11 protein-coding genes, 1 tRNA gene and 1 other RNA gene are annotated in these 12,378 nt (G+C 70.6%); 6 read left to right on the forward strand and 7 right to left on the reverse strand.

Features of this window, described 5'->3' with window-relative positions; all coding sequences use genetic code 11:
• Positions 1-91 precede the first annotated feature (91 nt).
• The 5 genes from ACFQ0P_RS10590 (at position 92) to ACFQ0P_RS10610 (ending at position 5,112) form a co-directional block, all read left to right on the forward strand.
• Positions 92-1,225: a glycosyltransferase gene (locus tag ACFQ0P_RS10590; RefSeq protein ID WP_378772125.1), complete on the forward strand. Its 1,134-nt coding sequence runs from the start codon at positions 92-94 to the stop codon at positions 1,223-1,225.
• On the forward strand, positions 1,225-2,238 hold the full coding sequence (locus ACFQ0P_RS10595) for a glycosyltransferase (protein ID WP_204978677.1): 1,014 nt from the start codon (positions 1,225-1,227) through the stop codon (positions 2,236-2,238). The genes ACFQ0P_RS10590 and ACFQ0P_RS10595 overlap by 1 nt, the downstream gene beginning before the upstream one ends.
• Positions 2,235-3,707, forward strand: a complete 1,473-nt coding sequence (locus ACFQ0P_RS10600; RefSeq protein WP_204978678.1) for a glycoside hydrolase family 130 protein — start codon at positions 2,235-2,237, stop codon at positions 3,705-3,707. The genes ACFQ0P_RS10595 and ACFQ0P_RS10600 overlap by 4 nt, the downstream gene beginning before the upstream one ends.
• A 10-nt stretch (positions 3,708-3,717) precedes the next feature.
• Complete coding sequence (locus tag ACFQ0P_RS10605) at positions 3,718-3,882, forward strand: hypothetical protein (RefSeq protein ID WP_204978679.1); 165 nt, start codon at positions 3,718-3,720, stop codon at positions 3,880-3,882.
• A 129-nt stretch (positions 3,883-4,011) separates the two neighbouring features.
• Positions 4,012-5,112: a fatty acid desaturase family protein gene (locus ACFQ0P_RS10610; protein ID WP_204978680.1), complete on the forward strand. Its 1,101-nt coding sequence runs from the start codon at positions 4,012-4,014 to the stop codon at positions 5,110-5,112.
• Between the two features lie 8 nt (positions 5,113-5,120).
• On the opposite strand, the gene ACFQ0P_RS10615 is transcribed toward ACFQ0P_RS10610, so the two are convergent.
• From ACFQ0P_RS10615 to ACFQ0P_RS10640, 6 genes are all read right to left on the reverse strand, one after another.
• Positions 5,121-5,834 (reverse strand): GAF and ANTAR domain-containing protein, encoded by a 714-nt coding sequence (locus ACFQ0P_RS10615; protein ID WP_204978681.1) that lies wholly within the window; start codon positions 5,832-5,834, stop codon positions 5,121-5,123.
• A gap of 24 nt (positions 5,835-5,858) precedes the next feature.
• A complete protein-coding gene (locus ACFQ0P_RS10620; RefSeq protein ID WP_204978682.1) occupies positions 5,859-6,563 on the reverse strand; it encodes a GAF and ANTAR domain-containing protein in 705 nt (234 codons plus the stop codon).
• A gap of 234 nt (positions 6,564-6,797) precedes the next feature.
• A tRNA-Ser gene (locus ACFQ0P_RS10625) sits at positions 6,798-6,882 on the reverse strand.
• Between the two features lie 26 nt (positions 6,883-6,908).
• Positions 6,909-9,182 carry a transglutaminase family protein gene (locus ACFQ0P_RS10630; protein WP_204978683.1) on the reverse strand — a complete coding sequence of 758 codons (2,274 nt, stop codon included), beginning with the start codon at positions 9,180-9,182 and terminating at the stop codon, positions 6,909-6,911.
• Positions 9,169-10,416, reverse strand: a complete 1,248-nt coding sequence (locus ACFQ0P_RS10635; protein ID WP_204978684.1) for a DUF58 domain-containing protein — start codon at positions 10,414-10,416, stop codon at positions 9,169-9,171. Before ACFQ0P_RS10635 ends, ACFQ0P_RS10630 begins: the two co-directional genes overlap by 14 nt.
• A 7-nt stretch (positions 10,417-10,423) precedes the next feature.
• Positions 10,424-11,428 (reverse strand): AAA family ATPase, encoded by a 1,005-nt coding sequence (locus ACFQ0P_RS10640; RefSeq protein WP_204978685.1) that lies wholly within the window; start codon positions 11,426-11,428, stop codon positions 10,424-10,426.
• A gap of 170 nt (positions 11,429-11,598) precedes the next feature.
• Here ACFQ0P_RS10640 and ffs point away from each other — a divergent pair.
• An RNA gene (gene ffs / locus ACFQ0P_RS10645) (signal recognition particle sRNA small type) lies at positions 11,599-11,695 on the forward strand.
• On the opposite strand, the gene ACFQ0P_RS10650 is transcribed toward ffs, so the two are convergent.
• Positions 11,690-12,373 (reverse strand): NUDIX domain-containing protein, encoded by a 684-nt coding sequence (locus tag ACFQ0P_RS10650; RefSeq protein WP_204978686.1) that lies wholly within the window; start codon positions 12,371-12,373, stop codon positions 11,690-11,692. The two genes, ffs and ACFQ0P_RS10650, sit on opposite strands and share 6 nt — an antisense overlap.
• Positions 12,374-12,378: the final 5 nt, after the last annotated feature.

Raw genomic sequence — 12,378 nt, forward strand, 5'->3', positions numbered from 1 at the left:
GATGGGGGCGCGGTTCCACGGGGGGTGCCGCTGGCAGACGTCTCGCATCGCCCGCCGCGAATCCGCCCGGGCAAGATCAGAGAGCCTCATCGTGACCCACTACGGATTTCTCAGCACATTTCCGCCGACCCGCTGTGGCCTGGCAACTTTCACCGAGTCCCTCTCCGACGCGCTGGTGCTCGGCGGCGACCAGGACGGCACGATCGTGCGGGCCCTCGATCAGCCCGAGGACCGCACCCGCCACCACGCGACTGCGCGTTCTCGAGTCCGCACCGATCTGATCGCCGGCGACCGGCTCAGCACCCTGCGCGCGACCATGGCGCTGAACGGGTGCGACGTCGCGATCGTGCAGCACGAGTACGGGATCTACGGTGGGCGCGACGGCGATCAGGTTCTCGAGGTGCTCGCGGCGCTGAATGTCCCGACCATCGTCGTGCTCCACACGGTCCTCGTCTCGCCTACTGCCCATCAGCGGGAGGTGCTCACGGAAGTGTGCCGGCTCGCCTCGGTCGTCGTCGTCATGACGGTCCACGCGAGGGAGAACCTTGCAGCGCACTACGCGGTGGACCTCGCCCGTGTCCGAATCATCCCGCACGGCGTGAAGCACGTGGCCCTCGGCGGTGCGGAGCCGCACAGCGGCCGGCGCGTCGTGACATGGGGGCTCCTCTCACCGGGCAAGGGTGTCGAGTGGGGAATCCGAGCGATGGCGCAGCTCACCGACCTCACCCCGCGCGTCGAGTACATCGTCGCCGGTCAGACGCACCCCAAGGTGCTCGCGCAGGCTGGCGAGAGCTACCGCACCTCCCTCGCGCGCCTCGCGAGCGAGCTGGGCGTGGAGTCGTCCGTGCGGGTCGACGGGCGCTACCTCGGACCGAAGCAGCTCGCCGCCCTCATCGCGTCGGCGGACGTGGTCCTGCTGCCGTACGACTCGGTCGATCAGGCCACGTCGGGCGTTCTCGCCGAAGCTGTTGCTGCTGGCGTGCCCGTGGTCGCGACGGGCTTCCCCCATGCGGTCGAGCTGCTGTCGGGCGGAGCCGGCACGGTCGTCGCGCACCGGGACCCGGACGCCATCGCGCGGGCGCTGCGGGAGATCCTCACAGAGTCGTCCGTCGCGTGCGGCATGCGGGAGGCCGCCCTCCGCGAGACGAACGAGACGACGTGGTCCGCTGTCGCCGATCGCTACCGCTCACTCAGCGCAGGGCTCCTCGCCGCTCGGGCGGCGTGATGGACGCGTCGCCGTCGTACGCGCACCTCGGGGTCCTGACGGATCACAGGGGCGTCTTCGAGCATGCCCTGTTCGGCGAGCCGCGCTACGAGCACGGATACTGCGTCGACGATGTTGCGCGGGCGCTGATCGTCGTGGTCCGGGAACCGCAGCAGACCATCGCACTGGCACGGCTGTCTGCCATCTACCTGCGCTTCCTCGAGTCCGCCGTTCGCGCGGACGGGCTCGCGCACAACCGCATGAGCGCCGAAGGCGAATGGACCGATGAGCCGGCGATGGGCGACTGGTGGGGACGGCTGCTGTGGGCCCTCGGCACCGTCGCCGCGCAGGGGCGCGATCCCTGGACGCGCACCCGGGCGATGCGAACCTTCCGCCTGGCCGCCCGCGAGCGCTCCGCGAGCCTGCGGACGCTGGCATACGCAGCGCTCGGTGCCGCCGAGATCGCGCGCGTGCGCCCGGACGATCACATCGCCCGTGGGCTCCTCCTCGACTTCGTCGCAGCGATGCCAGCACTCGAGGACGCGGACTGGTTCTGGCCCGAGGAACGTCTCACCTACGGCAACGCCTCGATCCCCGAGGCGTTGATCGCCGCGGGGCATGCCCTCGACGACGCGGATGCTGCGGCGCAGGGGCTGCGGATGCTCGAGTTCCTCCTCTCGACCGAGACGGCGGACGGCCGGTTCTCCGTGACCGGGACCGAAGGGCGCGGAGCCGGCGAGGGGGGACCGCAGTTCGATCAGCAGCCGATCGAACTGGCGGCGCTCGCCGACGCGTGCGCGTGCGCGTACGCCGTGACCGGTGACCCGTCCTGGCTCGCGCCGATCGCCCTCGCGTGGCGATGGTTCACCGGCGACAACGACACCGGCGCGATCCTGTTCGACGAACAGACCGGCGCCGGCTACGACGGTCTCCAACGCGACGGCCGCAACGAGAACCGCGGTGCCGAATCGACGCTCGCCGCGCTCAGCACGCTGCAGCAGGCTCGCCGCCACAGTGAGCAGGCCGCGCGATGACGGCGCGCATCCACGCGGCGGAACTCGCGCCGCAGCCCGATCGCGTCATCGGGCAGCTGTTCCTGCCCGGCGAGGAGTTCACCGGGCACCGGTCGCGCGCCGCAGAGATCACCGAGCGCGTCATGGCGATTCCGGTCGAGACCGCCGACGCGCTCGCCGCCGAGCTGATCCGCGACTTCGGCGCGCGGCATCCGGACGTCCGCGATCTCCTTCTCGGCAACGCCGACGTCGTGAGCTCCCGCCTGACCGATCCCGTCGAGATCACCGAAGCACAGCGACTCGTGCTCGGGGCGGCCTTCACCTCGGAGTACGCCGTGGAGGGCGCCGCACTGTGCAATCCCTCTGCGGTCGAGCATCCGGATCAGTCGGGACTGGAGCCGGGGCAGGTTCGCCTCGCCATCGCCGTCCGGTCGATCGGCGAAGGACACCGCTCGTCCATCGGGTTCGCGGAGGCCGTCGTCGGTCCGGGCACGCAGTGGGCGTTCAGCGAGCGGAAGCGACCGCTGTGGCGTGCGCGCATCGAGGAGGGCGACTGGAGCGTCGCGCACTTCCGGGCGGCTGTCGAGGCGGAAGGGATGCTCGACGAGATCTCCCACAGCGTGCTGCAGTCGCTCCCCGAGAGATTCACCGCGTCCGACCTGGAGACCACGGTCGCCGCTCTGCCGACCGCGCTCACGCGGCGGGCCGACAGCCCCCGACAGATCGACGCGCTGCGAGACTTGACGGCCTCCGTCTATCGCGCCGTCTTCTCCGCGGAAAGCGGCGTGAGTCAGCGCGTGCTGATCCCGGTCGCAGCGGAGGAGCGGAACGGGATGGAGGACGCGCGGTTCGTGCGGTTCACGGATCTCGCGGGCGCCGTCCAGTACCGGGGGACCTACACGGCGTACGACGGCCGCGACATCGCCCCGCGCCTCATCGTCACGGACGACCTGAGAGCGTTCGCCGTGCACCGCCTGACCGGCGAGGCCGCCCAGGACAAGGGGATGGCACTGTTTCCTCGTCCGGTGCACGACAGGTATCTCGCGCTGAGCCGCATCGGCGGCGACAGCATCTCGCTCGCTGAGTCACACGACGGCGTGATCTGGGATCACGTCGGCACTGTCCACAGGCCCGAGGCACCGTGGGAGATCGTCCAGACCGGCAACTGCGGCCCACCCCTGGAGACACCGCAGGGCTGGATGGTCCTCGTGCACGGGGTGGGACCGATGCGCCGGTACTCGCTCGGGGCGCTGCTTCTCGATCTCGACGATCCGACGATCGTCCTCGGAAGGATGACGGCTCCGATCCTGACGGCCCAGGACGGGCGCCGGGACGGCTATGTGCCCAACGTCGTGTACTCGTGCGGCGGGATCATCGTCGACGGCGTGCTCTGGATACCGATCGGCATCGGCGACGCACGCATCGGCGTGTGCTCCATCGGGGTGGCGGATCTACTGGCCCACCTCGTTCCGCAGACGACGAGAGCGTAAGGTCAGCATCATGTGGACAGTTCTTCTCATCTTGCTCGTGGCCTGGGTGGTGCTGTCGATCGTGGGATTCGCTTTCGAGGGCCTCCTGTGGTTGGCCATCATCGGAATCGTGCTGTTCGTCGGCACGCTCATCTTCGGGATCCTCCGCCAGCGCGCCAAGCGCCCCGGCGCCTAGCGACTCGGCCGGTGCACGACCCGGCCGATGCGCATGCCCGGAATCGGGCGTACCCTGAGATCAAGTGACCCGGACCCCGTCATCGACGCGACACACTCTGTGCGCGGTGGAGATGACAGGGGTACCGAAATGACCGTCCTCCCATCGGGCCCCGTCCGATCGACCGTTCGATCGACCGAGCCCAAGACGCCGAACGCCTATACCGAGCTCTCGCAGCTGGTCACGACGAGCGGCCTGATGCGCCGCCGCTACGGCTACTACTGGACCAAGCTGATCGTCGCGCCGCTCGCCATCGTCGGAATCGTCGTCGCGTTCGTCGTCGTCGGCGACACGTGGTGGCAGCTCGTGACCGCGGCCGTGCTCGCGGTTGTGCTCACGCAGGTGGCCATGCTGGGCCACGACGCCGCGCACCGGCAGATCTTCCGCTCGGGTCGATGGAACGACTGGGCGACCCTCGTCATCGGCAATCTCCTCGTCGGGATGAGCTACGGATGGTGGCAGCATAAGCACACTCGCCACCACGCGAACCCGAACAAGATCGGCAGCGATCCCGACATCGACCTGCCGGTGATCGCCTTCACCCCGCAGCAGGCCGACCGCCGGCGCGCCAGCCGCAGCGGGCCGTTGCGCTGGCTGATCGCGCATCAGGGGGTGCTGTTCTTCCCGATCCTGCTGCTGGAAGGGCTCTCGCTGCACGCTTCGAGCGTGCGGCGAGTGTTCTCGCGCGAGCCGCTCCGCCGGCGCCCCGTCGAGATCGCCTTCATCACGATCCGCCTCGTCGGCTACGGGGCGCTCGTCTTCCTCGTGCTCTCGCCGGGCATAGCGTTCGCCTTCCTCGGTGTGCAGCTCGGCCTGTTCGGCGTCTACATGGGCATGTCGTTCGCCCCGAACCACAAGGGGATGCCCCTCGTGCCGGCCGACGTGAAGGTCGATTTCCTTCGCCGCCAGGTGCTCATGAGCCGCAACGTGCGCGGCGGTCGCTGGCTCGACACGGCGATGGGCGGTCTGAACTACCAGATCGAGCACCACCTGTTCCCGTCGATGCCCCGTCCGCACCTGCGCGCGGCATCCGGAATGATCTCCGCCTTCTGCCGCGAGCACGGCGTGCCCTACACCGAGACCGGGCTCTGGCAGTCGTACGGGATCGTTGTGCGCTACATCAACCGCGTCGGGCTCGGGGAGCGCGATCCGTTCGAGTGCCCGCTCCTGGTCCAGCGGCAGACCGTGTAGCTCGGGACTCAGAGTTCGAGGCGGCCGGCGATCACCTCGCTCGCGACCACGCCGATGCGTGTCTGCGACGAGCGCGCGTGGTGCCGGATCCGCGCGAACGCCTCATCCATGTCGATGTCGAGGCGCTGAGCGAGATACCCCTTGGCCTGCTCGATCACCACCCGGCTGTCCAGCGCGCGCTGGAGCTGAGCCTTTGCGAGCTCGGACTCCTCGACCAGCCGCTGCTGAAGGATGCTGATGGTGGCGATGTCGGCCAGGGCTTGCGCCGCGGCGGCATCCGCCTCGTTGAGAGTCCCCGGCTCGTCGCGCAGCAGGTTCAGGGAGCCCAGGGTCGAGTCCCGCAGTCGCAGGGGAATCGCGTGGATCGACGAGAACCCGGAAGCCCGCGCGTCGGCCGCGAATGCCGGCCAGCGGTCGGCGATCTGGTCGATGTCGTCCACAGAGACGACCTGCCCGGTCGTCGCGGCCTCCACGCAGGGGCCGGCGCCGACTCGCAGCTGCATCAGCTCGACGAGTTCGCTCCGCTCGCTGGTGGAGACGATCACCTCGAGCTCATTGGACGGGCTCAGGAGCAGTATCCCGGCGGCGGACGCATCGAAGAGCGAGATGCACTCGTCCACGAGCCGCTGGAGCACATCGACGACGTCGAACTCGTCGACCAGCGAGTCCGCCAGGGCGACGAAGGTCCCCAGAAGCCGATGCTCGCGGGTGAGCGACGTCATGTCGTCATCCTAAGCTCTGGCGTGTCACAGGGTGAGGTCGAGTCGCCGAGCGATGACATCGAGCGCGACGTCTCGCACCGGTCGGCCCACCGCGTACGCGTGGCCGCGGAGTAGCAGGAGTGCGTCATCCACGCCGATCCCGTTCCGCGCCGCGACCATGCCGGTCGCCTGATGCACCTCCCGGCGCGAGAACGGCTCGTCGGCTGCCGGATGGTCTGTCGCCTCGAGACTGTGCAGCGCCCGGCGCAGGAGGGTGCCGGAGACGATCACGGCAAGCCGGCTCATCGCGGAGACATCAGCGCCGGACAACTCGCGGGCAACCATCGAGTAGAGAGCGATGGACCCGATACCGACCGTGCCGATGAAGAGCGGGAACGCATAGAGCGACCCCACGGCGAGCTCCTGAAGACTCGCCCACGCGGCTGGCCACATCTCTCCTCCGTCGAGCTGAAGATCGGATGCCGCGACCGGCCGCCGGGAGCGCAAGGCCTCCCACGACGGGCCTTCGCCGAGGTCGATCTGGATCTCGGCGATGCGTGCACCGAGGCTCGTGCTGGCGCACACCGTCTGCGAACCCATGGGTGACCCGAGGGTGGTGATCACCGCGCCGGCCATCGCGACGGCGTCTCTCAGCGGCGAGCACAGATCGACGCCTCCCTCGCGGACGAGTGCGGCGGCGGCGAGCGAGAAGGCATCGTGTGGGGGAACGTCGCCGGCTGTGCTGGACATCGCTCCCCGCCGTTCGAATCGGACTGAAGAGGCGCTGGGTCCCGGTGCCTTCATCGCGATCGTACACCGGTAGCCAGGGCAGTCGCCCCCCTGCGCGAGGCTCCTCCTCGAATCGCTCTGGCGTTGCGGAGGATAGGGGACTCCGTCGGCCCGCCAGAGCGGGCCTCCTCCTCGAATCACTCTGCCGAGTAACGCGTGAAGGGCCGCCCCTTCGGGACGGCCCTTCACGCGTTGCGGAGGATAGGGGATTCGAACCCCTGAGGGCTTGCACCCAACACGCTTTCCAAGCGTGCGCCATAGGCCACTAGGCGAATCCTCCTGGGCCCCGGAGGGCCACGGAACATCCTACCTGGTCGCCGGAGCGCCTCCTGCGTAGACGCTGCCCGGACGGACGATGAGCGACCGCGGGGCGATCACGGCCAAGATCCGCCGGGAGGCAGGCGCCGCGGCCAGCAGCTGCCTGCGCACGGCGGTGGCAGCATCCGTCGCCGCGTCCCCCAGCCAGTAGTCCCGCGCGCCCGTCGGCGCATAAGACGCGCGCTCGATCGCGCGCACCAGGGTCTCCAGGTCTTCCGGCGAGGCGCCGTGCAGGTCGACGAGGCGCTGGGCGAAACTGCGCGGGCTCTCGCTCGCGGGCACCGCGATGCCGACGTCGATCGCCGCGTCCTGCGCGAGCGTCCACGCCGCAGCGGCATCGCCGCCCCGGCCCGCCGCCGTCAGCTGCCGCCGCCGCAGCTCGCTCACGAGGAACGGCACGGCCAGCAGCAGGAGGATCAGCAGCGCCACGCCGAGTGACGGCAGCGGATTCGCCCCGCCGAGCGGTGTCCCGGGCAGTGCCTCGTCGCGTGGATCGATCGGGCTGTTCGGGTCCGCCGTGGGCGTCGACGTCGGCGCCGGGGTCGCCCCGGGCGTCGCCGTCGACGGGTCGTCGGGATCGCCCGGGAGGGATGCCGCGGGCGAGAACGCCGTCGGGACGCCCAGGCCCGCCGTCGGCTCGAACGGCACCCAGCCGACATTGTCGAAGTACACTTCCGGCCACGCGTGCAGCAGCGAGCTGGAGACCGAGTACACCGTCTGCGAGTCCACGACGTCCGTCGTCGCCACGCCCGGCAGGTACCCCACCACGATGCGCGTGGGCATGTGCAGGGAACGGGCCATCAGTGCGAACGCGGAGGCGAAGTGGATGCAGTAGCCCTCCCGCTGCTCGAGGAACTCCGCGACCGCCTCGGCGCCGCTGCCGTCGAAGCCCTCCTCGACGGGAGCCTCGAGCGAGTAGCGGAACTCCCCGCCGCGGAACCAGCGCTGCAGCGCGATCAGCCGGTCGTAGTCGTTGTCGGCGCCCGCCGTCACCTCGGCTGCGAGGTCGATGATGATGTCGGGCGTCTCGGGCGGGAGCGAGGTGGTCTGGTCGCGGAGCTCGGGACCACCGGCGTTGAACTGGCGGATCTGCTCGAGCGACGGACGCGGGACATTGGCGACGACCTCGTACGCCTGGCCCTGCGTCGACCCCGACTGGGAGATGACCGTGCGGTTGTACGGGACCGCGGCCCAGCGTCCGTCGAGCCCGCTCACCGACACGGCCGGGAACGACACCGGCAGCCATACCGACGCCAGATTCACCACCTCCACCGATGTGGTCGTCTCGGTGACGCGGACGTCCGGCCCCACGGCGACGCTGCCGAGACCCAGCTCGCTGTCGAGCGGCACCGTGCGCACCTGGTCGGGCTCCCAGATCCCGCCTTCGAAACGCGAGAGCGTCGTGGCCCGCAGGTACGGCGCCGACTGCGCGTCGGTGCGCACCCGCAGCACCTCGATCTCCTCCGGACGGCGCAGATCGTCACCGAGCTGAAGAGTCGCATCGATCCCCGGGCCCGGTCCGAGCCCGCCGCCGGCACGCACCGCCGGCTGGGGGAGGAGGGGCGTGGCGACGACGGCGACGACGACGGCGATCGCCCCGATGCCCACAGCCGTCGCGGGGACGCCGGCCGCCCGCTCCGACTCGCGCTCGAGCGGGCGTTCGCGTGATCGCGTCTCGGCGCGGATCAGGAAGAGGATCGCGACGGCCAGGAACACGAAGGCCATCACGTCCACCTGCCGCGGGACCGCGATCGCCGGGATCAGCGACACCGCGACGATCCCGATCGATGCGAGCAGCGGCATCCGCGCGGTGAGGACGACGTGGTCGACGATGATCGCGAGCAGGCCCATCGAGCCGACGATGAGGAACGCGAGCGAGGGGTGATCGTCCAGCGGCGCGGCGCCGAACGTGATCCGCTCGATCGCCTCGTCGAAGAGCGGCGGAACCGCTTCGAAGGTCTCGGGTGTCGGAACGACCCAGAGCAGGGCGGTGTGGCGCAGGAACACGACGGTCATGAACGCGACCCACACACCCGCTTCGATGAGGCTGACCGCGACCGCGGGGAGCCGGAAGCGGCGCGCGACGAAACCGGCCGCGAGCACCGCCGTCGCCAGCAGCACCGCGCCCAGGAGCCAGCCGCCGGGCTTCACGACCCGCATCACCGGCAGGAGCGCGGCCAGCAGCGCCGCCAGGAGCGCGAGCGTGAGGATGAGCTCGCCGCCGCGGCGGGCCGCGCGCCCCGAAGAGTCAGCCGAGGACATGGCTCACCCCTCGCCCGACGGCGCCCGCCCACACCGCCGCGAGATCGCCTTCGGGATCGATCGCGCCCACGCGCCACCCGGCATCGGCCGCGCGGTCCAGCGCGTTGCCGACGGGTGACACCGAGAACAGCATCGGCAGCGTGCTGTGGTGGACGATCGGCGTGAGGACGTCGGCGTCCGAGGCATCCAGTCTTCCGGTGATCACCACGACCGGTCCGGTCATGATGCCCGCGAAGAGCCGGGGGAGGCGGCCGAGGGAGTCGTCGCGCCGGGCCGTCAACGTGGCGAAGTGCGACAGCAGCACCTCGACCTCCGTCATGTCGCCGCCGTCGATCCGCTCGGCCAAAACGGCCCCGTCGCTGTCGAGCACCTCGACGGCGTACCCGTCGTGGACGAGTCGCGCAACCGCGGAAACGCACGCCGACACGGCCGCCTCGAACCCGGGGTCGCCGCCGGGCGCCTGGAGCGCCTCGGTCGCCCACCGCAGCGCACCGCGGTCGAGCACGACGCTCGCCTCGGGAGTGGACTCCTGCTCCTCCTGCCGCACCATGAGCTCATCGCGGTGCGCCGTGGCTCGCCAATGGATGCGCCGCATCGAATCGCCCGGCGCGTAGGGGCGCGCGACGAGGTTGTCCGCGCCCTGCCCGAGCTGGTTCGTCGTGGTGTGGAGGGTTCCGCCGGACTCGCCCGCGAAGTCGGTGAGCGGAGGAAGATCGACGAGCGCCGGGGCGACGGTCACGAGTGTCCGCTGGCCGAACGTGGTCCGGCGGCGGGCGAGGCCGAACGGGTCGGTGGACTGCACCGAAAGGGGTCCGATCGGGTGCACGCCGCGCTTCGCTCCCGTCACCACGTACGACAGCTCCACGACCCGGTCGCTTCGTCGCAGCCCCGATCCGAGCGCCGGGAAGACCCCCTCGGCCTTGCCGCGCAGGCCCTTGGGCAGCACGTCCTGCCACACCCCGGGCGGCGTCGGCAGGGCGGTCCGCACTCCCACGGTCACCGATACCAGCGACTCCCGCCCGACCGTCGCGACATCCGGGGTGAGCGATCGCGTCACGACGTCGGACCGACGCGACAGGTAGAGCGATGCGACGCTGGCCACGATCACGGCGACGAGCAGGATGCCGAAGTACATCAGCTCGGTGACCCCGAACTCGTTCGCCGTCACGAAGCACGCGATCGCGAGGATGAGCGCGCCCGTGCCTCGCACGGTCAAGGGCCACAGGCGTCTCATCGCGGCCTCACTGACGGGCGGCGATCGGGACGCGGACGCTCCCGGCGATGCGCTCGATGATCGTCGTGACGGCGTCGGCCGCGCCGCGGGCTCGCGCGCCGCCCGCCGAACGGCTCGGGATGAGACGGTGGGCGAAGACCGGGGCGAGCAGGGCCGTGATGTCGTCGGGGATCACGAATCCCCGCCCGTCCAGGGCCGCCCAGACCTTGGCCGCCCTCACCAGCTGCAGCGTCGCGCGCGGGCTGGCGCCGAGGCGCAGGTCGGCGTGCGTGCGGGTCGCATGGGCGAGGGCCACCGCGTAGTCCTCGATCGTCGGAGCCACGTGCACCGCGCGCGCCCACGCGATGAGATCGGTCACCCGCGCGGCCGACAGCACCGGGGACAGCTGGTCGAGCGGGTTGCGGGTGTCGCGCTGGCGGAGCATGAGGGCCTCGGAGCGCTGATCCGGATAGCCCATCGAGATGCGCATCATGAACCGATCGCGCTGCGCCTCCGGAAGCGCGTACGTGCCCTCCATCTCGAGCGGATTCTGGGTGGCCACGACGAGGAAGGGCGCGGGCAGCGGGTGCGTGCGCCCGTCCACGGTGACCTGGCCCTCCTCCATCGCCTCCAGCAGCGCCGACTGCGTCTTGGGGGAGGAGCGGTTGATCTCGTCGGCGATGACGATGTTGGCGAAGATCGCACCCGGCTTGAACTCGAACTCGCGCTCGACGGGATTGAAGACGCTCACGCCGGTGACGTCGCCGGGCAGCAGATCGGGAGTGAACTGGATGCGGCGGACCGTGGCGTCGACGGAGGCGGCCAGTGCGCGGGCGAGCATGGTCTTGCCGACGCCGGGCACATCCTCGATGAGCAGATGACCCTCGGCGAGCAGGCACACCAGCGCGCTGCGCACGGCTTCCGGCTTGCCGTCGATGACACCGCTCACCGACGCGAGGATCGCCTCGGTCGTTCGCGCGAAGGACTCGGCGGTCAAGGCGCCGGTCGACTCGGTCACTGCGGCATCCGTCATCGAGACCTCCTCGGCCGCCTTCCGGCGGGTCGTCCCCAGCGCGGGCCACGGCGCCCGCCCACCCGTCGATCGTAACAACGCGGGAGTCGCCGGGGGCCTGGGAGAAGCCTGGGGGACTCCGGACCGCACCGGGCGGGGCGCGGTGCGGCTCGCCGAACGGTTAGACTGGTGGCAGCTCTCCGCGAGGCGGCATCCAGGCCAACTCCCCCAGGACGGAAACGTAGCAAGGGTAACCAGGCTCTGCCGGGTTCGCGGAGAGTCTTACTTTTCCCCGGCGGCGCCTCGGGCGAAGGGGCCGTCGAGCACCGCCCACTGCAGCAGCATGATCGTCTTGGCGTCCTGGATGCGGCCCTCCCGGACCATCTGCAGCGCCTCGTCGATCCCCAGCTCGACGAGCTCGATGTGCTCGCCCTCCTCGGCGAGTCCGGCCCGGCGCCCCGCCATCGCGCCGCCGTCGTACGGCGCGGCGAAGAAGTGCAGCCGCTCGGTCACCGACCCCGGGCTCATGTAGACGTCCCACACGTGCTCGAGATCGCCCACCTCCACGCCCGTCTCCTCGACGGCCTCGCGGCGGATCGCGGTGGCCGGGTCGTCTTCGTCCAGCAGCCCGGCCGCCGTCTCGATCAGCATCCCGTCGGGGTGGTCGTTGACGTAGACGGGATAGCGGAACTGGCGGGTGAGCAGCACGGTGCGACGCGCGGGGTCGTAGAGGAGGATCGTCGCGCCGTTGCCGCGGTCGTAGGTCTCGCGCTGCTGCACCTCCCACCGGCCGGACGGACCCCGGTACTCCAGCGTCGTGCGTCGCAGCACGTGCCACGCGGCGGCGAGGACCTCCACGTCCGTCACCTTGACGTCCGGATTGCGATCGAGGTCGCGGCCGATGCGGTCCAGACCGATGCGGCCGCGGTGGTCGGGGACATCGATTCCGGGGCGAGGGGCGTCCATGGCCC

This window comes from Microbacterium insulae (assembly GCF_042677065.1).
In the GTDB taxonomy this organism is placed as follows: Bacteria; Actinomycetota; Actinomycetes; order Actinomycetales; family Microbacteriaceae; genus Microbacterium; species Microbacterium insulae.

What these genes read in the sequence shown, in the direction of transcription:
- ACFQ0P_RS10640 (WP_204978685.1), bottom strand. Translation starts at nt 11,428, where the DNA reads ATGACGGATGCCGCAGTGACCGAGTCGACCGGCGCCTTGACCGCCGAG.
- ACFQ0P_RS10635 (WP_204978684.1), bottom strand. Translation starts at nt 10,416, where the DNA reads ATGAGACGCCTGTGGCCCTTGACCGTGCGAGGCACGGGCGCGCTCATC.
- ACFQ0P_RS10650 (WP_204978686.1), bottom strand. Translation starts at nt 12,373, where the DNA reads ATGGACGCCCCTCGCCCCGGAATCGATGTCCCCGACCACCGCGGCCGC.
- ACFQ0P_RS10595 (WP_204978677.1), top strand. Translation starts at nt 1,225, where the DNA reads ATGGACGCGTCGCCGTCGTACGCGCACCTCGGGGTCCTGACGGATCAC.
- ACFQ0P_RS10630 (WP_204978683.1), bottom strand. Translation starts at nt 9,182, where the DNA reads ATGTCCTCGGCTGACTCTTCGGGGCGCGCGGCCCGCCGCGGCGGCGAG.
- ACFQ0P_RS10610 (WP_204978680.1), top strand. Translation starts at nt 4,012, where the DNA reads ATGACCGTCCTCCCATCGGGCCCCGTCCGATCGACCGTTCGATCGACC.
- ACFQ0P_RS10615 (WP_204978681.1), bottom strand. Translation starts at nt 5,834, where the DNA reads ATGACGTCGCTCACCCGCGAGCATCGGCTTCTGGGGACCTTCGTCGCC.
- ACFQ0P_RS10600 (WP_204978678.1), top strand. Translation starts at nt 2,235, where the DNA reads ATGACGGCGCGCATCCACGCGGCGGAACTCGCGCCGCAGCCCGATCGC.
- ACFQ0P_RS10620 (WP_204978682.1), bottom strand. Translation starts at nt 6,563, where the DNA reads ATGTCCAGCACAGCCGGCGACGTTCCCCCACACGATGCCTTCTCGCTC.
- ACFQ0P_RS10605 (WP_204978679.1), top strand. Translation starts at nt 3,718, where the DNA reads ATGTGGACAGTTCTTCTCATCTTGCTCGTGGCCTGGGTGGTGCTGTCG.